The organism is Candidatus Photodesmus katoptron Akat1, assembly GCF_000478685.1.
Lineage (GTDB): Bacteria > Pseudomonadota > Gammaproteobacteria > Enterobacterales > Vibrionaceae > Vibrio > Vibrio anomalopis.
This window is the reverse complement of the sequence record NZ_AMSD01000002.1, coordinates 295888-320012: the sequence shown is the minus strand read 5'-3', so window position 1 is coordinate 320012 and position 24125 is coordinate 295888. Positions and strand designations below refer to the sequence as shown.

General features: G+C 30.4%; 14 protein-coding genes and 4 pseudogenes. 13 read left to right on the top strand and 5 right to left on the bottom strand.

The genetic code is table 11. The annotated features are described in order from the left end of the window. Positions 1-10 precede the first annotated feature (10 nt). The 9 genes from luxB to pyrE all read left to right on the top strand — a co-directional run bounded on the left by luxB (position 11) and on the right by pyrE (position 9090). Positions 11-988, top strand: a complete 978-nt coding sequence (luxB, locus tag O1U_RS03950; RefSeq protein WP_016504101.1) for a luciferase subunit beta — start codon at positions 11-13, stop codon at positions 986-988. Positions 989-1102: 114 nt separating this feature from the next. Further along, positions 1103-2239, top strand: a complete 1137-nt coding sequence (gene luxE, locus O1U_RS03945) for a long-chain-fatty-acid--protein ligase LuxE (protein ID WP_016504100.1) — start codon at positions 1103-1105, stop codon at positions 2237-2239. Between the two features lie 9 nt (positions 2240-2248). After that, positions 2249-2956, top strand: coding sequence for an NAD(P)H-flavin reductase (gene fre / locus O1U_RS03940; RefSeq protein ID WP_034411540.1), 708 nt, complete (start codon positions 2249-2251; stop codon positions 2954-2956). Positions 2957-3173: 217 nt separating this feature from the next. Continuing rightward, entirely contained in the window at positions 3174-4166 is a 993-nt protein-coding gene (locus O1U_RS03935) for a Fe(3+) ABC transporter substrate-binding protein (RefSeq protein WP_016504098.1), read from the top strand. A 79-nt stretch (positions 4167-4245) separates the two neighbouring features. Further along, complete coding sequence (locus O1U_RS03930) at positions 4246-5913, top strand: ABC transporter permease (RefSeq protein WP_051348153.1); 1668 nt, start codon at positions 4246-4248, stop codon at positions 5911-5913. Then, positions 5876-6910, top strand: a complete 1035-nt coding sequence (locus tag O1U_RS03925; protein WP_016504096.1) for an ABC transporter ATP-binding protein — start codon at positions 5876-5878, stop codon at positions 6908-6910. Before O1U_RS03930 ends, O1U_RS03925 begins: the two co-directional genes overlap by 38 nt. 204 nt (positions 6911-7114) lie before the next feature. After that, complete coding sequence (locus O1U_RS03920) at positions 7115-7660, top strand: hypothetical protein (RefSeq protein ID WP_016504095.1); 546 nt, start codon at positions 7115-7117, stop codon at positions 7658-7660. A gap of 175 nt (positions 7661-7835) precedes the next feature. Beyond that, positions 7836-8327 (top strand): glutathione peroxidase, encoded by a 492-nt coding sequence (locus tag O1U_RS03915; RefSeq protein ID WP_016504094.1) that lies wholly within the window; start codon positions 7836-7838, stop codon positions 8325-8327. A gap of 118 nt (positions 8328-8445) precedes the next feature. After that, entirely contained in the window at positions 8446-9090 is a 645-nt protein-coding gene (gene pyrE / locus O1U_RS03910; protein ID WP_016504093.1) for an orotate phosphoribosyltransferase, read from the top strand. A 304-nt stretch (positions 9091-9394) separates the two neighbouring features. Here pyrE and O1U_RS03905 read toward each other — a convergent pair. Then, positions 9395-10741 (bottom strand): annotated as a pseudogene (locus tag O1U_RS03905) (aspartate kinase); the annotation flags it as partial. Between the two features lie 227 nt (positions 10742-10968). Then, positions 10969-11181: a 50S ribosomal protein L31 gene (gene rpmE / locus O1U_RS04850; protein WP_081697384.1), complete on the bottom strand. Its 213-nt coding sequence runs from the start codon at positions 11179-11181 to the stop codon at positions 10969-10971. Between the two features lie 235 nt (positions 11182-11416). Between rpmE and priA the strand changes: the two are divergent. The 4 genes and pseudogenes from priA (at position 11417) to pfkA (ending at position 18408) form a co-directional block, all read left to right on the top strand. After that, positions 11417-13619, top strand: a pseudogene (priA, locus tag O1U_RS03900) (primosomal protein N'). A gap of 186 nt (positions 13620-13805) precedes the next feature. Beyond that, positions 13806-15902: pseudogene (gene uvrD, locus O1U_RS03895) on the top strand (DNA helicase II). A gap of 308 nt (positions 15903-16210) precedes the next feature. After that, positions 16211-16957 carry an endonuclease/exonuclease/phosphatase family protein gene (locus O1U_RS03890; protein WP_016504089.1) on the top strand — a complete coding sequence of 249 codons (747 nt, stop codon included), beginning with the start codon at positions 16211-16213 and terminating at the stop codon, positions 16955-16957. Between the two features lie 488 nt (positions 16958-17445). Beyond that, positions 17446-18408, top strand: coding sequence for a 6-phosphofructokinase (gene pfkA, locus O1U_RS03885; RefSeq protein WP_016504088.1), 963 nt, complete (start codon positions 17446-17448; stop codon positions 18406-18408). A gap of 18 nt (positions 18409-18426) precedes the next feature. On the opposite strand, the pseudogene O1U_RS03880 reads toward pfkA, so the two are convergent. The 3 genes and pseudogenes from O1U_RS03880 to alaS all read right to left on the bottom strand — a co-directional run bounded on the left by O1U_RS03880 (position 18427) and on the right by alaS (position 24001). After that, a pseudogene (locus tag O1U_RS03880) lies at positions 18427-19500 on the bottom strand (pyridoxal phosphate-dependent aminotransferase). A 215-nt stretch (positions 19501-19715) separates the two neighbouring features. Next, positions 19716-20777, bottom strand: a complete 1062-nt coding sequence (locus O1U_RS03875; protein WP_141631651.1) for a porin — start codon at positions 20775-20777, stop codon at positions 19716-19718. A 638-nt stretch (positions 20778-21415) separates the two neighbouring features. After that, positions 21416-24001, bottom strand: a complete 2586-nt coding sequence (alaS, locus tag O1U_RS03870) for an alanine--tRNA ligase (protein ID WP_034411654.1) — start codon at positions 23999-24001, stop codon at positions 21416-21418. Positions 24002-24125 lie beyond the last annotated feature (124 nt).

The window sequence follows — 24125 nt, the reverse complement described above, 5'->3', positions numbered from 1 at the left end:
GGAATTATGTATGAAATTTGGATTGTTTTTTCAAAATTTTCTTACTAAAGGTCAATCATCGGAGTCAATTTTAGATAATATGATGGAGATTGCTACTCATGTTGATGAACTTAATTTTAAACAAATCTCTGTTTATGAGAATCATTTTTCACCTAATGGTATTATAGGTTCTCCATTAACTGCTTCAGGGTTTTTATTAGGGTTTACTAAAAAAATAAAAATTGGTTCACTAAATCATGTTTTAACTACGCATCATCCTGTTAGATCAGCAGAAGAAGCCTGTTTGCTTGATCAAATGAGTGAAGGACGGTTCATTTTTGGCTTTTCAGATTGTGAAAAGATTAGCGAAATGGAATTTTTTAATCGTCAGGTGGATTCTCAAGAGCAGATATTTAGTGCTTGTTATGATATTGTGAATGAGGCATTTACTACCGGATATTGTCATCCTGATAATGATTTTTATAGTTTTCCGAAAGTATCAATTAATCCACATGCTTTTACTTCTGGTGGTCCTAAACAATATGTAACAGCGAGCAATATGAAAGTTGTTAAATGGGCTGCGATGAAAGCATTACCGTTGATTTTTAAGTGGAATGATAGTAATGATACTAAATCAAAATATGCAAATTACTATAAAATTATAGCAAACGAGCACGGGGTAGATATTTCTAATGTTGAGCATCAATTAACATTGATGGTTAATGAAAATATTGATAGTAATCTTGCTAAAGAAGAAGCCAGAGAATATCTTTCTGATTTCGTTAAAGAAATGCATTCTGATGAAAATTATGAAGCTAAGCTAGATGAACTTATCGATGAAAATGCAATTGGTAATTTCGAGGAATGTATGATTTCTGGCAAATTAGCATTGGAGAAGTCTGGAGCATCCCATTGTTTAATGTCGTTTGAATCCATCCAAGATATTGTACGTCAAAAATCGGTTATTGATTTAGTTAATGAGAATATTGGTAAATATCATCACACATAACATGTTACCAGAGAAATTCTTAAAAATTAAACGAGCGGTGGCTTTCTTTGCCACTGCCTTGGTTCTTACTTTAAGCTAAGAGAGTTGTTATTGGATTTAGTAGGATAGAAACTTATGAGTATTACTTCCCATATCCATGTAAAAGTAGAAAATATTAATGTTAGTTCAGAAATTGATAATTTGATCTTCATGAGTTCTCCATTAGATTTTTCCTATAAAGCTCAAAAAGAGATTCAAAAAAAATTAATTTTACAAACATTTCATCATCACTATATACATAATATTGCTTATCGAAATTATTGTCAGGTATTAGGTGTTGATGACAGCATTTCAAATATTAATGACATTCCTGTGTTTCCTACTTCAATATTTAAACATCGTAAGATATTGACATCTGATAAAAGTGAGATAGAAAACTGGTTTACTAGCAGTGGAACTCAAGGTATTAAAAGTTTAGTACCTCGTGATCGTGTTAGTATTGAACGTTTATTGGGTTCCGTCAGCTATGGCATGAAATATGTAGGGAATTGGTTAGAAACTGAAATGGAGTTAGTAAATCTTGGACCGGATAGATTTCATGTTAGTAATATCTGGTTTCAGTATGTAATGAGCCTAGTTGAATTACTTTATCCAACAACTTTTACTGTCCAGAATGAAAAAATAGATTTTGAACTAACACTAAAAACTTTAAATAAAATTCAATCTTCTAATAAGACTATTTGTTTAGTCGGACCACCTTATTTTGTATTTTTACTTTGTGAATATATGGAAAAAAATAAAATTATTTTTAATGGATCAGACCAATTATATATCATTACTGGAGGTGGTTGGAAGAATCATAATGATAAATCTCTTAATCGTTTAATGTTCAATCAATTACTAATAGATAAATTCCAACTTGCAAATCAAAGTCAGATTCGTGATACTTTTAATCAAGTTGAACTGAATACATGTTTTTTTGAAGATCAGCAACAAAGAAAAAGAGTACCACCTTGGGTATATGCTCGAGCTTTAGATCCTGAAAGTCTTAAACCAGTTATAAATGGTAAAAAAGGGATATTGAGTTTTATGGATGCTTCGGCAACAAGCTATCCAGCTTTTTTAATTACTGATGATATTGGAATTATTTCAGAACATACTACTGATGGTTTACTTGGGACAAGTATTGAGGTAATAGGTAGAATGAAAAAAACTAGTGCTCAAAGAGGATGTGCTTTAAGTATGTCTAGGGCTTTTGCTAATAATGCTTAAGGGAGAACTATGATTGTGCAGTGTACTGTGACTGATATTGATCGGGTATCAACTCAAGTATATAAGGTGTTTTTAAAACCGGAATTTAATGTTGTATTTAGAGCTGGACAGTATTTAAAAATGAATATTAATTCAAAGAGCTATGCTTTTTCAATTGCTAGCTGTCCATCGAAACAAAATTTAATTGAATTACATATAGGAGAAAGTGAGAAAGCAGATAAAAATAATTGTATTATTTCATCTTTTCAGAAAGCATTATATCAAGATAGTACGATTCAAATAGATGTTCCCTATGGTGATGCTTGGCTGCGTGAAGATAGTTGCAGACCGATTTTATTAATCGCTGGTGGTACAGGTTTATCTTATGTAGTTAGCATATTAAAGAAATGTATTAATGCAGGAATGGAACAATCAATCTATTTATATTGGGGAGTAAGGAATATTAGTTTGCTTTATGTACATGAGGAACTAGTTAATTTAACAACGAAGTATAGTAATATGCGTTATATACCTGTTTCTGAATCTGTAGATGATGAGAATTTTGTTAAAAAAGGTACTGTCCTCGATATTGTACTGAGTGATTTTCAGGATCTTGCTAAGTTTGATATTTATATGTGTGGTCCAATGAAAATGATCAAATCAACGAAAGAAATGCTTTGTACGCATAGAAAGGCAAGCATAATTAGAATGTTTTCTGATGCACTTGCTTATATTTAAATGTGGTACCTCTAAGAAAAATAAAAAATGTTCAACCTCTAAGAAAAATAAAAAATGTTCAACCTCTAAGAAAAATAAAATTGGAAATGTGCAACCTCTAAGAAAAATAAAATTGGAGTTGTGTCTTCTTTTATTCTTTATATAATTCGTTAGTTCAACGATAATTTTAAATTACTATAAGGGAAAAATTTATGAAGAAACTGCTCTTTTTTTCGTTTTGGTATTTCATCTTTGTTTTTCATCAGTAGCAATTTCAACTGAAAAAGAAGTAAATGTATACTCTTATCGTCAACCTTTTTTGATCGAGCCGATTTTTAATGAATTTACTGAAGATACTGGTATTAAGGTTAATATAAAGTTTGCTAAGAAAGGTTTAGTAGAAACCTTACAAAGGGAAGGTAAATATAGTCCTGCTGATGTTATATTAACTGTAGATATTAGTCGTCTTATGGAGTTAAAAAATAAAGGAGTAGTGCAGAGAGTTAAAAATAAGGTGATTGATTCAAATATTCCTTCTCAGTATAAAGATGGGGAGAAAGAATGGTTTGCTTTAACCTTACGTGCTCGTTCTGTTTATTCATCACGTGATCGAATAGGGAAACTAGATAAAAATTTTTCCTATTCAGATTTAACTAAACCAAAATTTAAAGGTAAAATATGTACGCGTTCAGGTAAACATCCTTATAATTTATCTTTGGTTGCTTCAATGATTGCTCATAAAGGGGAAAAGCAAACTAGAGAATGGCTAGAGGGATTAAAGGTTAATTTAGCCAGAAAACCTCAGGGCGGTGATCGAAGTCAAGTTAAAGCTATAAAGGAAGGTTTATGTGATCTTTCTATAGGTAATAGTTATTACTTAGGTAAGATGCTTAATGATGATAATCAAAGGGCATGGGCTGAATCAGTTTATATTAATTTTCCAAGAATAAATGCTAAAGGTACACATGTTAATGTCAGCGGTATGGCTATGGCTAAATACGCACCAAATAAAGCAAATGCGATGAAGCTTATGGAATTTTTATCTGATGATAAAGCTCAGAAAATGTATGCTGAATTAAATCATGAATATCCAGTTAAAAAAGGAATTAAACGTTCACCATTAGTTGAGTCTTGGGGACGTTTAAAAGCAGATAATATTCCTCTAGATGAGATTGCTTCTCATCATTCAACTGCTATTAAACTTTTAGATTCAGTTAAGTTCGATCTCTAATTAGCATTAGAATGTAATATATAGAAAAGGGAGATACTAATACATTGATTTCTCCCTTTTCTGTATATAATGAAAGATAATGAAAAACAAAACCTTTTGGCAAAACAGAAGTGCATGTTTAGCCTTATTGCTACTTTTTCCTATATTAGCAATATTTTATACTGCCTTTGGCGATACGGATACGGATAAAATCTTTTCCCATTTAATGTCAACTGTACTTCCTACCTATACTTTTAATACCATGATTTTAGTGCTAGGGGTGCTTTTCCTTTCTATGATTTTTGGATTATCTACTGCCTGGTTAATGGCTATGTGTAAACTTCCATCAGAACGATTTCTTCGTTGGGCATTAGTTTTGCCACTAGTAATGCCAGGTTACATTGTAGGATATATATTTACTGATTGGTTAGATTTTGCAGGTCCAATACAGATTTTGCTACGCAGCTTAACTGGATGGAAAGCAGGTCAGTATTGGTTCCCAGATATTCGTACTTTACCAGGTGCTATCATTGTGCTAGCACTTGTCTTTTATCCTTATGTTTATCTTCTTTGCCGTGCTGCATTTATGGAGCAAAGTATAGTATTTCTTCAAACTGCAAAGCTACTTGGATATTCCCCATTGGAGAGTTTTTTTCATGTTTCACTTCCTCTAGTTCGTCCCTCAATAATCATTAGTTTATCTTTAGTTGCAATGGAAACTATTGGTGATTTTGGGACTGTCAGCTATTTTTCTGTAAGTACGCTTACTACCGCTGTTTATGATACTTGGTTAGGGTATTCTAGCCTAGCTGCAGCTGCTAAAATTTCAATTATTATGTTATTTTTTGTTTTTATCATTATGAGTATAGAACAATATAGTCGACGTAAGAAAAAAATATTTCAAATGCAGTTTAATAATGCTGAAAACTTTTATTATAGATTAATTGGTTGGAAAAAATGGCTAGCATTAGTCTGGTGTTGGGGTCTAGTTTCTATTGCATTTTTTTTACCTTTATCACAGTTATGCATTTATGCTTATCATTATTTTGAAACTAGTTGGACAGGAAAGTTTTCAGTATATGTATTAAATAGTATAAAAATATCAGTAATAGCGGCTTTTTTTTGCTTATGTATTTCTTTGATTATAAATTTTTGTAATCGAATTAGTCCAAATTATAGAAGCATGATATATATGCGAGTATCATCAATGGGATATGCTATACCTCCAACTGTATTAGCTATTGGTGTAATGGCTTCTGTCTTATTAATGGATAGAGTTGCTAATGTTATTTTAGAAAAATTCAATTGGTGGCAACCTGGTCTGATATTTTCAAGTTCTATATTTACCTTGATCTTTGCAATGGTTGTTAGATTTTCTGCAGTTGCTATTGGTAGTATTGAAAGTAGTTTAAGTAAAATCTCTCCTTCTTTAGATATGGCTTCTAGAACTATGGGCTGTAATTCAAATCAAATGTTATGTCGTATTCATTTACCTTTAGTACGTAGAGGTTCGCTTATTGCAGTATTATTAGTATTTATTGAATCAATGAAAGAATTAAATGCTGGATTATTATTACGTCCCTTTAATTTCGAAACTTTAGCTACTTATGTATTTAATTATGCTTCAGATGAACATTTAGAATTAGCAGCTCTACCGGCAGTATTACTTGTGTTAGTAGGAATAATTCCTCTTATGATTATCAATTATTCTCTTAGGAGTAAAAGTACTAATGAGCTATGCATTATCTATTCAAAATCTAACTTATAAATATAATTCACAAATTGTATTGAAATGTCTTTCTTTAGATATTCAACATGGTGAAATTGTTTGTTTGTTAGGTGCTAGCGGTTGTGGAAAAACAACACTTTTAAAAGCAATAGCAGGTTTGTTACCTTTATCTTCTGGAGTTATTCGATTAAATTGTATGGTTGTTGATGATGGAATAAATAGATTACCACCAGAAAAACGCAATATTGGCATGATATTTCAAGATTATGCATTATTTCCACATTTGACTGTTTCTGAGAATATTGCTTTTGGTCTACGTAATATGAATCAAAAAACAAAAATGCATAGAGTTGATGAAATGTTGTTATTGGTTCATTTATCTGGTTATGGGGAACGTTTTCCTCATCAACTGTCTGGCGGTCAGCAACAACGTGTTGCAGTTGCACGCTCACTCGCATATAAGCCTGATTTATTGTTATTAGATGAACCTTTCTCTAATATCGACACTCAAGTAAAGTATGATTTGATTACAGATATACGTAAGCTTTTTAAAGCTCAAGGTGTCACTGCTATTTTTGTTACTCACAGTCGAGAAGAAGCTTTTATTTTTTCAGATAAAATGGCCATAATGAACTATGGTGTAATTGAACAATATGGTTTAGCATCAGATCTATATCGTTATCCGTTAAGTAAATTTGTTGCTGATTGTTTAGGTGGAACTAACTACTTTCCTGCAAAACGATTATCAAAATTTCAATATCAAACAGATTTTGGTTTAATTAAAGCAAAAGCTCATCGTAATATTAGTTTTGGAACTGAATGTGAATTATTATTTCGTCCTCAACAGGTAAAGATTACTTCTGATAAAAATAGTAATATCAAAATTTTAGAGAAAACATTCATGGGAGAGCAATGCTATTATATTATTGAAGCAAATGGGAAATATATTTCATCTGTGTCTAGCTCACGAGAAATGTTAGATTTAGGACAAAAAGTATCAGTAAAATTAGACGTGAAGGATATTATAGCTTTTTAATATTCTGTTTGTTGTTAATACATAATATCATTTCTACATTGGTTTTATTAGAAATAGAAGGTTATATTTTTTATTTTATAGATTTTTAAAATTACGTTAAAATACTCCGCTAATTTTTAGTATTTTAAGGCTTGATTATTTCTTTTTCAAAATTTAATCGAGTTAATTGATTGATTTTAAAGTAAATACTCAAGGGAGTACTTAATGTTCCAGGTTAAAAAAATATCAATAGTTAGTCGTGCTGTATTATCAGGATTAAGCTTATTATCATTTGTAATACAGGCAAATACTTTTAATTATAATTATTTTGAAATACGAACAGGATTTCAACCTGAGATGGCAGGTCTTGAGCTTAGTACTTTATTGACTGAAAATTCACATTTTGTAGCTCGTATTGATAGTGAATTACAAGGTGATTGGGATACAGCAATTGGTGTTGGATTTAACGGACCAATTAATAAATTTTCTGATATTTATGGTCAATTTTTAATTCACTACCTTTCTTATCCTTTAAAAATAAATCCTTTTGGTAAGAAAATAATTGAGAAAGAAATTAATTTTGGTGGTCGGTTTTGGTTAACAGAAAAAATAGAAGCTATTGGTCGTATTGGTCGTGTTAGTCGACAGGGGTCTGTTTTTCATGTTGGGGCTAGGTTTCATTCAACAGAAGAACTTTCTATTTCTGCAGAAATGAGAAAAAATGCTAATTACAGGACAAGGGCTACTATATCAGTGCGTTTTGAATTTTAAAAAAGATATTCTTAATTTATATTACTGATTCAGTAATTAAAAATATTAATCATTTTAATTGATATTTTTATTATTTATTTTACTAAAAAGTAATTTATATAAGAATTTTTTATACCGTTAGAATTTAGCATTAGTGATTACCAATATACGTCTTATTTAAATATAAGGAGTGATAGTGAGTGATTTTTATCAACTTTCAATAAATACTTTGCAGGGTAATATACTCAATTTTAATTCTTTTAGAAATAAAGTTGTATTAATCATAAATACTGCTAGCTTGTGTAGTCTAACACCACAATTAAAAGGTTTTCAAAAATTGCATGCAAAGTATCTTAAGAAAGATTTAGTAATTTTAGCTTGTCCATGTAACCAATTTGGCAATCAAGAACCAGGGAATACAACTGATATTCAAAATGGTTGTTTAATTAGATATGATCTTGATTTTGTTTTTAGTGAAAAAATTGAAGTTAATGGTAAAAACAGCCATCCAGTATTTATTTATTTAAAAAAGCAATTACCTGGTATTTTCGGCAATTACATTAAGTGGAATTTTACTAAGTTTTTAATTGATAAAAAAGGCATCCCTGTTAAACGATTTTCACCTATTGTAACACCCAAATCATTAGAAAAATATATTGTTCAAGCTTTAAATAAGCCAATAATTTAGAGCATACTTGAATAAGTATGTAGGTAGAAATTGAAACTGTTTTTTTTGATTTTAAAATAAGTACTGTAGACTTTTTTAAGCATAATCATCATCATAAAATTTTATAGAGAGATAATTCATGAAAAAGTATCAGTTTGAATTTATTGAACTTGTCATAGAAATGGGTGTTTTAAGATTTGGTAATTTTTTTTTAAAATCTGGTAGAAAAAGCCCTTATTTTTTTAATTCTGGTCTATTTAATACGGGTTATTCACTTGTACGATTAGGGCGTTTTTATGCCGATGCTTTAGTCCACTCTGGTATTAAATTTGATATTCTTTTTGGTGCTGCTTATAAAGGGATTCCAATTGTAACTAGTACAGCTATTTCATTAGCTGATTCTTATGGTATCAATACAAATTATTGCTTTAATCGAAAGGAAGAAAAAACTTATGCAGAAGGTGGTAATTTAATAGGTGGAAAAATTAAAGGTCGAGTTATATTGCTTGATGATGTGGTAACTTCTGGTAGTGCGATTCGTAAATCTATGGAGATTGTTCAAGCAAATAACTCAAGCACGGTTGGTATTTTAATCGCACTTGATCGCCAAGAGAAAGGAGATAATAAATACTCAGCTATTGATGAAATTCAAAAAGACTTTGATTGTCCTATTATTTCTATTATTAAACTGATTGACATATTAACTTACCTGAAGGATAAAGAGATTTTTAAAGTTCATTTTAGGTCACTACAAAAGTACTATTCCACACATGTCGTTGAATAAATTAATTGGATTTAAGTGTGATTAATTAGGTATAGATTTAGTCCATTCTATCTAGTTGTTTTTCATATTTAATAAAAATAGAGAAAATAGTAACTGCATTATCTTAATAAATATAAAAAAGAGAACTTTTTTTTCGTAATAATTGTTATTATTGATTGTATTAATAAAATTAATGAAAATATGTTTTATTATTTAAGTGATAATATGAAAGAAGTAGTGGAAAAATTAAGTAAAGAAAAGAAACAAAAGGTTTGATTCATATTCTATTTCATCAAATTTAATGTTATAAACAGTGATGTATCTCTTTTTTTTTCGTTTGGAATAAGTGGTTGTGGATATCTATAACTAATGGAAATACTGGGGTTTTATATAATATTGCCACTAGGCTTAATTGAGATTTTGAAATAAATTCAACGGGTGAACTTTTTATCTGTTGATAAAATTTGTAACAATGATTTGTATTCTTAATGATTCCTGCACCAATAGCTGCAATTAGAGAATAATCTGTTTTAAGTTTGATTTCAGCTCCAGTAGAAATGTTTTGCAAATAATCAAGCGCTTCATTAGCTATTTCTTCAGTATAAGCTAAATAAATCGTTTGTTGTTCTATTTTAAATTGAAAAGCAAGTGGTTCTAATTGAATCAGTTTAAGATTTTTTAAAACATTAGATACAATGGTGTTAAAATTATTATTTTGATGAAAAGTCAGATGGATAAGTAATACTTGTTCGAGTGATGTGATAATTTTAGCTTTATAACTAACTTCAAGAACCCGTTCAATTCGTGTTAAACCTGATTCTGGTTTTTTTGTACTTCGTAAAGTTAAATCCATCTTTTTACTTTTAGCAACAGGTTGAAGAGTTCGACTATGAAGTACTGGAGATGCCAAACGTGCCAGTTCGCTAGCTTCATCTAAACGAAGTAATGGTAAAAGATATGCATTATCAACAATACGTGGATCTGCACTGTAAATTCCCATGACATCACTCCAAATAGTAACCTTTGATACTTTTGCTAGGGAACCGATGATTGTTGCAGAATAATCTGATCCGTTACGACCAAGTAAGACTGTGTTTCCGTGTAAATTTTTTGCCATAAAGCCAGTAATAATTAATCTCTGATTAGTATATTTCGTCAAAGCTTTTTTGATTAATGGATAAGAGCTTTTGCTATCAATTTCTGGTTGTGCACTAGAATTTGCACGTAAAAGGGTTCTAGAGTCTTGAAGTACTGATTGTAAATTTTCTTGACATAATAAGGAGGTTAAAAGTCGTGCTGACCAAAGTTCACCATAACCAAGAACCATAGCTTTTTTTGATTCATGTAATGTTCTAGTTAGTTCTTGGAGTATGCTAAATTCATTGTCAAGTCTAGATAGCAGTTGCATACGTATTTTCCCATTTAATAATTCTTTAACAAGTTCAGTTTGAAATTGATATAGAACTTGTAAAGTTTTACTCGATAATTTTTTGTCTTTAAAGGAATTTTTAAGAAATTTAATTAAATAGTCAGTCGTATTACCTGCAGCAGAAACTACAATTAGATCTTCACTATTTGAATATTTTTTTAGAATTTGAACAACATGTCGATAGCACTCTTTACTGGCAAGACTGCTGCCACCAAACTTATGTAGCTGACGAGAAAAGGTCATGTATACTATTCCTAAATTAGTTAACTTTTATTGATTTTTTAATATTAAAGAAAAATTTCTATTTTTGAAATTGAATAACATAGATGAAAGAGTAGCTTTTTTAGATGCAATTTTTACTATAGGTTAAGACATCAAGTTGTATAAAATGAAATCAGGCATCTTAATTACCACGTAATGAAAAAGTGTTTCATTTACTTACTAATAAAAAGAAAAGTATTTATTTTATCTTAGCTAGATAAAGTGCCAAAACGCTTATTAAATCGATCAATTCGACCACCAGTATCTACAACGCGTTGTGTCCCCGTATAGAATGGATGACACTGATCGCATACATCTAGATATATAGTGTTTTTGTTTAGAGTTGAGTAAAACTTGAATGAATTACCACAGGAGCAAATAGCGTTTATCATTTTATATTCTGGGTGGATTCCTGATTTCATGATGAGATTAACCTTAAATTAGTTTGTGTCACCACCCGATTAAAATTTTCAGTCGGATATTACACTTGATTAAATAGATAACAATTATAGCGATTATATTATTTCCCTTTTTATTTGTAAGGGTGATCTGAATAATAAAACTAAATTAACATAATAATAAATTTCTACTGTATAATCAATAGTTCTAATGATTATTAGATCCATTAAATTACATTTTTTAAAACTTGTGAATTTCATGTCTTTATCAATTGCCCGCGTTGTACTGCCAATTTATTTAGATCAGAAGTTTGATTATTTAATACCTAATGGCCTTTTTCCTGTTGTAGGTGGACGAGTTTTTGTCCCTTTTAGAAAGAAAATATTACTAGGTATTGTTATTGAGTTAGTTAATGAATCTAAATGTGCTGATAATAAATTAAAATCAATTAATAAGGTCTTAGATAGTAATATATTATGGTCAGAATCTTTGTATTCTTTGCTCAATTGGTGTAGTCAATTTTATCAGTATTCTCTTGGTAAAATCCTATATAACGCATTACCAACTTCGTTAAGAAAAGGTAAACCAGCTGAATTAAGTATTCTTGTATGGCAATTAACAGATATAGGGAAAAAACAATTGATGAAAGATTTCGGTCGTGCAGTCATACAAGCCAAGGTTATAAAAATGCTAGCACTTGGTGATCTTAATCATCGAGTTTTTATAGATTCTGGTATTAGCATATCAGTGTTAAGCAGGTTAAGAAAAAAAGGCTGGATTCATTCTTTAATTAAGAAACCAGTTATTTCTCCCTGGACAAAGTGTATTGAAACTGGCGAAGATAAAATAAAATTAAATAAAGAACAAGTAATAGCAGTTGAAACTGTAATAAATAATCAAATCAAATTTGCTTGTTATTTATTAGAGGGAGTCACTGGTTCAGGAAAAACTGAAGTATACTTGAATTTGGTTAAATACATATTAAAGAAAGGGCGTCAAGCTTTAGTTTTAGTACCAGAAATTGCTTTAACTTCACAAATAATTAATCGGTTTAGAAAACGATTTAATGTTCCAGTAGAAGTAATCCATTCAGATATAAATGATAGTAAGCGTTTAAATTCTTGGTTATCTGCACGAGATAATATATCTGGTATTGTGATTGGTACTCGTTCTGCATTGTTAACACCATTTTATAATTTAGGAATTATTATAGTTGATGAAGAGCATGATATTTCCTACAAACAGAAAGAAAATCCTTGTTATCATGCTCGTGATATTGCTGTGATGCGTGCTAGTAAAGAAAACATTCCAGTAATTTTGGGTTCTGCTACTCCAGCTTTAGAAACATTATATAATGTTTCAATTGGAAAATATCATCATCTTACCTTAACTCAAAGAGCAGGTAGCTCGGTAGCTGTTAAGAATAAAGTATTTGATATTAGAGGAGTATATTTAAAAAGTGGGCTTTCTCCTCTATTGATTTCTAAAATTCGTAAACATTTAAATAATGGGAATCAAATTTTTTTATTTTTGAATCGTCGAGGTTTTGCTCCTATAATTATGTGTCATGAGTGCGGGTGGATTATTAAATGTAAACGTTGCGATGCTTATTGTACTTTTCATCAGTTTAGTAATGAGATGCACTGTCATCACTGTGGTTCAAAACGTTCTCTATTTTGTAAGTGTCAAGATTGTGGGTCTGTAAATCTCATAACAGTCGGAGTAGGAACTGAACAGTTAGAGAAAAAGCTAGAAAAAATATTTCCTAACTACAAAATCATTCGGATTGATCGGGATTCTATTCATAAAAAAAGCACTTTAGATCTTGTTCTTAAATCTATTTATTATGGTGAATATCAAATTTTAATTGGCACTCAAATGTTAGCTAAGGGACATCATTTTCCTAATGTTACTTTAGCAGTTTTATTAGATATTGATAGTGCATTATATAGTAGTGATTTTAGAGCATCTGAACGTTTAGCTCAGATGTTTATTCAAGTTTCAGGCAGAGCTGGAAGAGCTAATAAGATGGGAGAAGTAATTCTTCAAACACGCCATCCAGAGCATCCTTTACTAAAAGTTCTATTAAATAAGGGTTATCCTGATTTTGCAAATATTGCATTACAGGAACGTAAATTAGCAATGTTACCACCATACACATTTTTGACATTATTTAGAGCAGAAGAGAAAAATCTTAAATTAGTAAAAAAATTTCTTATTGGAAGTAAAGCTTATTCTTAAAGAACATTCATTATTTAATACTACGTGTACACTTCTTGGCCCTATGCCTGCGCCATTATCAAAGCGAGCTGGTAAATCACGTTGTCAATTGCTTTTACGAACGCAAACTCGTTCATTAATGCAAAAAATATTAGCATCTTCTAGAATTGCCATTAATTCATTACCAATAGCTAATAAAGTTCGTTGGTCTATAGATGTAGAACCACAAGATTTTGATTAATAATACTAATTATATACCTTTAATCAGTATCTTATACTAATTATTATAAGTTCTGAAAAAACATCAGATAATATCTGTTATTTTTTTGGAGAGAATTCCCTTTAATTTTAGTTTTATTTGTGCTTTATCTGATATGAATAAGTGTATTAAGCTACAATAAATATTTATTTATATATGACCAGTTTTATGATGAGTTTTAATATTTTAATCCAATCTTTAAATAATAAACAAAGTGAAGTGGTAACAGCTCCTTTAGAAAATGCACTAATACTTGCTGGAGCAGGAAGTGGAAAAACTCGTGTATTAGCTTATAGAATTGCCTGGTTGATATCCGTCAAAAAAATTTCACCATTTTCAATTATGTCTGTTACTTTTACCAATAAGGCAGCAATAGAAATGCGTAGTCGGATTGAAGGTTTATTAATGGATGATTATTCTGATATATGGAATGGAACTTTTCACGGGATTTGTCATCGAATTTTACGTGTGTATTTTGCAGAGGCTAATTTATCTAAAGATTTTCAAATTATTGATGCTGAAGATCAGATTCGATTATTGCGACGTTTAATTAAGAATAAAAAGCTTGATGAAAAAAAATGGCCAGTAAAACAGATAATGACTTGGATAAATAAAAAGAAAGATAAAGGGTTACGACCACAGCATATTGACCCTTATCTTAACCCTGTAACTAAAATAAATTTGCAAATTTATTCGGCTTATCAAGAATTATGCGATCGTTCAAATTTAGTAGATTTTGCTGAAATTTTGTTACGTTCACATGAACTTTTAAGAGATAATGAAAAAATAAGAGCATATTATCATAGTCTTTTAAAGTATGTTTTAGTTGATGAGTTTCAAGATACAAATAATATTCAATATGCTTGGTTACGTATGATAGTAGGAATTGATTGTAATATAATGGTTGTTGGTGATGATGATCAATCTATTTATGGTTGGCGGGGGGCAAAAGTAAAAAACATTAAGAGATTTACTTTTGATTTTCCTAGTGTTCGTACTATTCGTTTAGAGCAGAATTATCGTTCTACTAAAAATATTTTAGAAGCTTCTAATGTCTTAATTTCTAATAATACTCAGCGTATGGGTAAAGAATTATGGACTAATGAAGAAAAAGGAGATTTTATTTCGATTTATTCAGCTTATAATGAACTAGATGAAGCAGATTTTGTTGTAAAAAAGATTCAAGAGTGGAAAGAACAAGGAGGTTTATTAAATTCCGTTGCCATTTTATATCGCAATAATATTCAATCTCGTTCACTTGAAGAAGCTTTAGTTCAAGCTAACGTACCTTATCATATGTATGGTGGTATAAGATTTTTTGAGCGCCAAGAGATTAAAGATGCATTAGGTTATTTGCGATTAATAAATAATAGTAATGATGATTCTGCTTTTGAGCGTATAGTGAATACGCCAACGAGAGGTCTTGGTAATAAGACATTAGAAAATATTCGTCTTATTGCTCGAGAACGTCATATCCCAATGTGGGAAGCAAGCATAGCTTTATTAGATGAAAAAATACTAGCAAGTAGAGTAGAAAAATCTTTAGGTCAATTTATTGAATTAATAACTATTCTAAAGACAAATACATTAGGAATGTCACTACATAAACAAACTGATTATGTAATTCGATGTTCTGGTTTGCTTTCAATGTATCAGAATGAAAAAGATAAAAAAATTAAGTCTCGTATTGAAAACTTAGAAGAATTAATTTCTGCAACATATCAGTTTGAAAAAAATGAAAAATCTAAAGAAATGAAATTGTTAACAGCATTTTTAACTTATTCCTCTCTTAGGTCTGATGAAAATCAAACAGGTGAATTTGAAGATGCTGTTCAGTTAATGACTTTACATAGTGCAAAAGGTTTAGAGTTTCCATTAGTATTTATAGTTGGATTAGAAGAAGGTCTTTTCCCCAGTCAGATATCTATAGAAAATTCATTAAGTTTAGAAGAAGAACGTAGGTTATGTTATGTAGGAATGACTCGTGCTATGGAAAAACTTTACATAATTCATGCTGGAGTTCGTCGATTATATGGTCAAAATAAGTACAGAAAAGCATCTAGATTTATTAGTGAATTACCAGAAGCATGCTTAAAAAAATACGTATGATAACTCGAGTAACCTATGAAGTAGGTAATGTTACTAATACTGGATTTATAAACACTCTGGGAAAAGAAAAGTTGAAAAGGAATAATTATTAATTTTGAAAATATTACTTCTAATAATCGTATTCAAGTAGTTTTTAATAATTTTGGAGTTAAATAGTTTATTATTCCCTATTCAAGATTATGGAAGTATTAATCTATTTACTTTTATTCCGTAGAAAATACCGGTAAATGCAAATTTAATTTGGAGCGGGCTAGGTGTTTCTATTACAATTAATATTATTGAAAATTATATTTTTGCCCTTAGTTATTTGGTTTTATTTTAGTGTTATTACTATTGAGTATTGGTGGGTAGAAAATTTATTATCTATTCCTGCATTTTATCTATTTTATTATCTGATTTTAATGTTATTCTTTGTATTCTTTAGACATTGGTTCCATTCACTAATTTGTGTTTTATTTGTTTTTATGTTCATTTTTATTACACCACCAACGAGTCGTGTAGCCGTAGAAAATTGTTCTAAAACTGTAAATATTATTCAATTTAACATGTTTTATAAAAATCAGGATATTAATGATTTCATTAATTATTTAATATCTAATCCAGTAGATTTAGTTGTATTACAAGAAGTAGGCTTAAAACAAAGGGAAGAACTAATACTTTTGAGTGATATATATCCCTTTCAATATGGAACAGAAGCATCAATTAGAATTCCTGTTGTCAGCCAGATGATTTTAAGCAAATCACCATTGTTGGATATGTCTTTTTTTCATACGCATGATGGTTGGGATATTGTTAATGGTTTATGGCATTCTTCATCAGAAGAAATTATTAGGTTTTTTTCTGTTCATCTACCTTCTCCTAGAACAAAAAGTCTATGGTCTCGTCGAAATATGCTTTTAAGTACTATGGAATATATAGTTAACCAATATCAACTGGATGATATTCTGATAGTAGGAGATTTTAATCTTTCATCAAATAGTGCGCGTTTTTATTCTCTATTCTCAAAATTTCAAACAGAACCAGTTGTAACTTGGCCAAATTGGAATTTTTTGCTTGCTTGGCCGATTATGCCATATTTTAGCATGATTAGTATTGATCATTTATGGTTTAAATCTGCCAATACTGATTGGCAGATTTGCAGCCGTTCATCAAAAGAATCTATATCATTAAAGTCTGACCATAGAATGGTGTTAACAAAGATAGGCCATTAAATCTACCTCGTTTTGTTTATGGTTAGCTACTACTATTCTTATCTTAGAATATATAGTGTTCATGAAATTCTTATTTTAAGATATATGTTATCCTACTTGTTAATTGTTTGTAAGGATACTTCTAAGTATATAAAAGTTTTATTTTAGGTAGATTAACTTATAAGGTGTAGTATATAAATAAAATTAAAAGGTTATAAGACAATGTATATCTAATTGATATTAGTGTCTTAGCTTTTATTAAAAAGGCTGCTTTACATTTTTTTAGGAGAATTACTTTATAAAATAAAAATTTTCCCCAGCCTTTTTTTTTCACTGTCCGACCATATAGAATATGGAACTGTACTATTTTTCATATCTAGAAAATTTACAGTATCAATAGTAGTATTGTCCTATTTAATATTTTTTGGATTTAAAAAATTTCTCTAAGGATTAATTTTTGTTTCTAGTATTTGAAATTGAAATTAGATTTCCCAAATTTGAGGGAGAGCATGATTAAGAAGATTGGTGTTTTAACAAGTGGTGGTGATGCACCTGGTATGAATGCAGCAGTTCGTGGTGTTGTTCGTACTGCATTAGGAGAACATTTAGAGGTATATGGTATTTTTGATGGTTATCTTGGACTTTATGAAGATCGTATTAAGAAACTTGATCGTTCAAGTGTCTCTGATTTAATTAATAAAGGTGGTACTTTCTTAGGATCAGCACGTTTCCCAGAATTTAAAAATATTCTTGTTCGTAAGAAAGCCATCAGGAATTTAAAAAAATACTATATTGATGCTCTTGTTGTTATAGGTGGTGATGGTTCTTATATGGGTGCTCAAAAATTAACAGACATGGGCTATCCATGTGTTGGTTTACCTGGTACAATTGATAATGATATTGCAGGTACCGATTATAGTATTGGTTATTTGACTGCCCTAAATACAGTTATTGATGCTATTGATCGTTTGCGAGACACTTCTTCTTCTCATCAGCGAATTTCTCTTGTAGAGATTATGGGACGTCATTGTGGTGATTTAACTCTTATGTCGGCAATTGCTGGTGGTTGCGAGTATATTATCACGCCAGAAACAGGTTTAGATAAAGAAAAACTTATTAAGCATATTCAAGATGGTATTGCAAAAGGTAAAAAACATGCCATTATTGCTTTAACTGAGTTAATGATGGATGTGACCGAACTAGCAAGAGAAATTGAATGGGCAACTGGTAGAGAAACTCGTGTAACAGTTCTAGGTCATATTCAACGTGGCGGTTCGCCTTCAGCATTTGATCGCGTATTAGCTTCTAGAATGGGAAATTACGCTGTTCATTTATTAATTGAAGGTTATGGTGGTCGTTGCGTTGGTATTCAGAAAGAGAAACTTGTTCATCATAATATTATTGATGTAGTTGAAAATATGAAGCGTCCAGTTCGTAACGATTTGCTTAAAGTAGCAAAAGAATTATTCTAAATTAGGTGAATTATACGCTTATTGACTGTAAGTAGAAATGAATTTTTCAAATCGGGGAATTGCACTTTCAAGTTCGTTAATATACGGTAGAGTAACAATCCTAAAGTGATCAGGTCTTGGCCAGTTAAATCCTGTACCTTGGACTAGTAAGACTTTTTCTTGGATCAAGAAGTCGAGTACCATTTATTAATGCTTTGATATCCACCCAAAGCTGTTTGAATGGCGTGTTGCATTGGTACGTTAGCGCATAATCGCATAGAAGTTAAAATTTCGAGTCCAGTAACATATTCTTGAGCCTTATGTTTTGGACCAGTTATAAACATCCATCCAGCACGTAAACCACATACACGATAAGATTTTGATAAGCCATTAAATGTTACTACTAATATATCTTCAGTGAGTGCTGAGATAGAAGTGTATGTTACGTCATCATACAGAATTTTATCATAAATCTCATCTGAGAAAATTATTAATTTGTTTTTTCTTGCAATTTCAATAAATTCAAGCAGAAAGGAATCATCATAAACAGCTCCTGTTGGATTATTTGTGGATTATTTGGATTGATTAGTACAATACCACGCGTCTTTGGGGTGATTTTTTTCTTTATATCATTAAGATCAGGATACCAATTAGCTGCTTCATCATAAATATAGTGAATAGCTTTTCCACCAGATAATGAAATTGATGCGGTCCATAATGGGTAATCAGGTGCAGGAACAAGCATTTCATCTCCATTATTAATCAGTGCTTGCATTGATATTAAAATTAACTCAGAAGCTCCATTTCCGATATATACATCTTCTACATTAAGGGTATGAAAGCCTCTTTTTTGGTAGTATTGAACAATTGCTTTTCGTGCAGAGTAAATGCCTTTTGCATCAGAATAACCTTGTGACATTGGCAAGTTACGAATTACATCTACAAGAATTTCATCTGGAGCATCAAAGCCAAACGAAGCTGGATTTCCAATGTTTAGTTTAAGAATCTTTTGTCCTTCTTGTTCCATTTTTGTTAGCATGTTTCAGCACAGGTCCCCCTAATATCATAGAAAATGTTACTAAATTTCGACGATATTCCAACAAAATTACGCATTAGAAGTTTCCAATGTCATTAATGTAATTACTGTTCTAATGTAAAACTAAAATAGAGGAGGATCTTGAACTATCAGATATACTTACTCTGAGGATATCAAACTAATTTACATTCATGCTTTAAGTTGATATCTGATGCAGCAAGCAGAGATCTAGCAGCCCTTTTCAGGGCCGTTAGATCTCTCCTGAAGAATTAATAACAGATGATAACCTAATTTAGAAACTAGTCTTAACACCTACAGCAATACCAGTTTGATTATCATCCTTGTTATTGCCGGCAACTTCTACGTAAGCAGTACTATTTTTTGCAAAATTATACCCAGTATTCACATGCCAAGCTCGAAAGTTTTTTTCATCTGCGTTTTTAGTAACGAATTTATTAACACCAGCACCAAATTTCCAGCTATTTAGTGTGTAATCTCCAGCTAGATAGTAGTTATCGCGTTTTACTTTCTCTGCAGAAGAAAGGTCACCTTGCATTCGATAATAAGCTGCTGATACATTTGCATTTGGAATACCAGCAAATTTAGTTTCTACAGCCACGAGGCGCTCTTTAGAAGTTACAGCTGACGCTTTGATATCTCCATAAGCAACAGAAACATCAAAGTTAGCTACACGTACGCCAACTCGACCATCTAGATATCTTCCGGACTTTCCTAAACTAGAAATATTCTCATTTTTATCTTGCGAATAGGAAAGATTAGTATAGAACATATCAGTATCTAGATCATAACGTATCATTTCATCATTACATATAACTTTATTCCCTTCTTCACTTAATAGAAAGGCTTTTTCACCTAATTGATAATCTGAAGCAATACCTACATCATCTATAACACCACAAATGCGCCCGACTTTTATAGAACCTAAAGACTCAGAACCCAATTTAATGTACACGTCACCCATCATACCTTTTTGATTATTTTTATCTCCATCATATTCTAAGTAACCAGCAACTTTAAGGTCATCGTTGATAGCATAGCTAGCACCAATACCAAAATCTGCGTCATCGATTTTCTGCTCAAAGTGAGAGCCTTTTTTAAGATCCTTTAAATAAACGACGTCAACCCCACCACTTAGGTTAATTTTAATCCCATCATTATCGTACAATGCAACACCAGCTTGAGCAGAACTTGCTGCTATAACACCTAAAGCTACTAGAGTCTTTTTCATAATAATCCACTGCCTTTTTTCTTGATAAATTGGGATGCCTATATGTATGCTTCCCTGTATATGTTTTTTTTGATAACGACTAAACCCTTTCACTAATTTGAACAACGTTACCGTTTTCAAAATCCAGATCTAGATTGCAAAAGATCCTATCTCCTGTCAAATAGAATATAAATTTATTATAAAAATAAAAAAATCTTTAAATATCATAATGTTATCTTATTTAAAGAATATTAAATAAATTTTTTACCAATTATACTAAAAAAAAAAATATTTTAAGTTAGGGTTTTATCCTAAAAAAAATCTAATAAATATTATTTTTAGATTTTAAAACTTTAAAACATGGATTTTACAGTAATATATATTATTATTGAATCTATAAAATAGAAGTTTATAGTTATTCAGTTTTTTGTGAACAAGATCTGGTTTTTTAAAAAAAATGTTTAGTTTCGTGAGTTAAGACAATGTAATAATTGAGTTAATTAAAATTTTTGGTGAATACATACATAGATTTCATATTTAATATGCGTAGTATAATTTCTTAGATTTAAAGTTGTTTTTAAAAAATCAATCGTATTACTTTTTTTATTTTAACTTGAGCTTACTCATTTTATAAATTAATAACAATAAGAATAAAATCATTACGTTTAAAATGAGCATAATTTAGAGTTTTATAACTACTTAGTTATAAATCACAATTGTTTATTTTTAGGCCTATTATATGCAATATAGAGATATTTTAAAGGCTATAGTTTTGTTTCTAACCATATTTGTATAGTTCGTAAAACTTTTGGTAAGGCTAGTATATCAGTTCCTCCTCCTCCCTGAGCCATATTAGAATTTCCTCCTCCTTTACCTCCTACTTTTTTGACGACTATATTAATTAGCTCATTAGCTGTAATTTTCGAAGTTATATCTTCTGTAACACTGGAAATAAATATAATATTTTTACTCGTTATATTTGCTAGAAGAATAATACTACTTCCAATCTTATTTTTAACATTATTAACTACATATTTTAAATTTGTACTATCTATATCTTCAAGTGTTGCAATTAGCACCTTAACACCAAAAATTTCTTTTACTTCTCTAATTAAATTATCAGTTATCATTGCAGCTATTTTAGATTGTAGTCGTTGTATTTCTTTTTCAAGATTTTTTGTTTTATTTATGCTTTTGCTAATTTTATTTTTAAGTGCCATATATTGGTGTTCAGTAGTATTTAAGGCTTCTTCGCCTGTTACTGCTTCAATACGACGAATGCCTGACGAAATACCACTTTCAGAAATAATTTTAAATAATCCAATATCACCAGTATTCTTTGTATGAATTCCACCACATAATTCAATTGAAAAATTTCCCATAGATAGTACACGGACTTTTTTATTATATTTTTCATGAAATAAAGCTATGGCACCCTTATGTTTAGCGGTTTCAATATCCATAATATTTGTTTTAATTAGATGATTAGCACGTATTTGTATGTTTATTGTTCGTTCAATTTCTTTTAATTGAGAATAAGTTAATGCTTTAGGGTAAGAAAAATCAAAACGTAGATTGTTTGGTTTTATTAATGAGCCTTTTTGAACAACATTATTACCCAATACCATTCGTAGCGTAGCATGCAATAAATGTGTTGCTGAATGGTTTAAAGCAATTGTATTTCTTCGTTGAACATTTATTTTTGTTTTTACTTTATCATGTTTATTCAATGTACCATTACATAAAGTTCCGTGATGTATAATAATATCTCCCTGTTTTTTTGTATCTTTTACATCAAACATGCCAGATGTGCTTTCTAATATACCTGAATCACCGCATTGACCGCCTGACTCTGCATAAAATGGAGTTTTTTCTAGAATAATAATTGCTTCATCTTTAGTAGATAGTACCTCAATTTCTTTATCTCCTAAAAATATAGCAACTATTGAGGTATTACTATATGTTGTTTCATAGCCGCAAAATGTCGTTTTGACATAAGATTTAATATTGTTGTTATAAGGAGTTTGAAACATGGATGCTTTCCTAGCACGTTTTCGTTGTTCTTTCATTGCTTTTTCAAAACCTTCTTTATCAATATTAACTTGGCGTTCTTTTGCAATATCTTCTGTTAAATCAATCGGGAACCCATAAGTATCATAAAGTTTAAATACTGTTTCTCCTTCCAGTATATGTCCATTAATATTATTTAATGTTCTATTTAGAATACTCATTCCACGTTCCAAGGTATGAGTAAAGTTTTCTTCTTCCGATCGTAGTGTTTTTTCAACAATAATACGTTGTTTTTTTAGATTAGTAGTCATTCCACTCATTACATTTGATAATGTAAGCACTAACTTATAAAGAAATGGAGTTGCTACACCTAATTTATTACCATGACAAGCTGCACGACGAATAATTCTTCTTAGAAGGTAACCGCGTCCTTCATTTGATGGGATTACTCCATCAAGAATTAGGAATGAAGCAGAACGAATATGATCAGAAATAACGCGTAATGAATAATTAGATAAATCATTACATTTTAATATCTTAGCAGTAGATTTAATCAGTGTTTGAAAAATATCAATTTCGTAATTCGATTGGACTCCTTGCATAATAGCAGAAATGCGTTCAATTCCCATACCAGTATCAACAGAAGGTTTAGGTAGTGATTGCATAGTTCCATTTTTACAACGATTAAATTGCATAAAGACATTATTCCAGATCTCAACAAAACGGTCTCCATTCTGTTCAGGTGTGCCAGGAAAACCACCTGAAACATTTGGGCCATGATCGTAAAAAATTTCAGTGCAAGGACCACAAGGACCAGTATCTCCCATTTGCCAGAAATTATCTGATTCATATAGGGTGTTAGTTTTTTTGTCACCAATTCGAATAATACAATTTTCAGGTATGCCTATTTTTTTATTCCATATGTCAAATGTTTCATGATCTATTGCGTAGGTAGTAACAAGTAATCGATTTTTAGGAAGTTTTAAAATTTTTGTTAAAAATTCCCATGCATAAGAAATTGCTTCTTCCTTGAAATAGTCTCCAAAGCTAAAATTTCCTAACATTTCAAAAAAAGTATGATGACGAGCTGTAAATCCTACATTTTCTAGATCGTTATGTTTACCTCCAGCACGTACGCAACGTTGAGCTGTCGTTGCTCTTGTATATGGAGATATTTCTAGACCTAAGAAATAATTTTTAAATTGATTCATACCTGCATTAGTAAATAATAAAGTTGAGTCATTATCTGGAACTAATGAGGAACTATCTATAATTTTATGTCCTTTTTTTTCAAAGAATTTAAGGAAGGTTTTACGAACTTCATCAGTGCTCATGTACATGTTGTTTCCCATTAAATAGTTCGATAAAATTTCTTATATTGTATATCTAAGTTGGTTTTAGATTCTACTAAGATGATGTTGATGTTAAAAAATTTCCAAATTGTTTTGGATTTATTTTACCCAA

Excerpts from the sequence above, each read along its gene's own strand:
- pyrE (WP_016504093.1), top strand. The coding sequence starts at position 8,446 with ATGAAAAAGTATCAGTTTGAATTTATTGAACTTGTCATAGAAATGGGT.
- O1U_RS03920 (WP_016504095.1), top strand. The coding sequence starts at position 7,115 with ATGTTCCAGGTTAAAAAAATATCAATAGTTAGTCGTGCTGTATTATCA.
- O1U_RS03890 (WP_016504089.1), top strand. The coding sequence starts at position 16,211 with ATGTTCATTTTTATTACACCACCAACGAGTCGTGTAGCCGTAGAAAAT.
- O1U_RS03930 (WP_051348153.1), top strand. The coding sequence starts at position 4,246 with ATGAAAAACAAAACCTTTTGGCAAAACAGAAGTGCATGTTTAGCCTTA.
- luxB (WP_016504101.1), top strand. The coding sequence starts at position 11 with ATGAAATTTGGATTGTTTTTTCAAAATTTTCTTACTAAAGGTCAATCA.
- alaS (WP_034411654.1), bottom strand. The coding sequence starts at position 24,001 with ATGTACATGAGCACTGATGAAGTTCGTAAAACCTTCCTTAAATTCTTT.
- O1U_RS03925 (WP_016504096.1), top strand. The coding sequence starts at position 5,876 with ATGAGCTATGCATTATCTATTCAAAATCTAACTTATAAATATAATTCA.
- rpmE (WP_081697384.1), bottom strand. The coding sequence starts at position 11,181 with ATGAAATCAGGAATCCACCCAGAATATAAAATGATAAACGCTATTTGC.
- luxE (WP_016504100.1), top strand. The coding sequence starts at position 1,103 with ATGAGTATTACTTCCCATATCCATGTAAAAGTAGAAAATATTAATGTT.
- fre (WP_034411540.1), top strand. The coding sequence starts at position 2,249 with ATGATTGTGCAGTGTACTGTGACTGATATTGATCGGGTATCAACTCAA.
- pfkA (WP_016504088.1), top strand. The coding sequence starts at position 17,446 with ATGATTAAGAAGATTGGTGTTTTAACAAGTGGTGGTGATGCACCTGGT.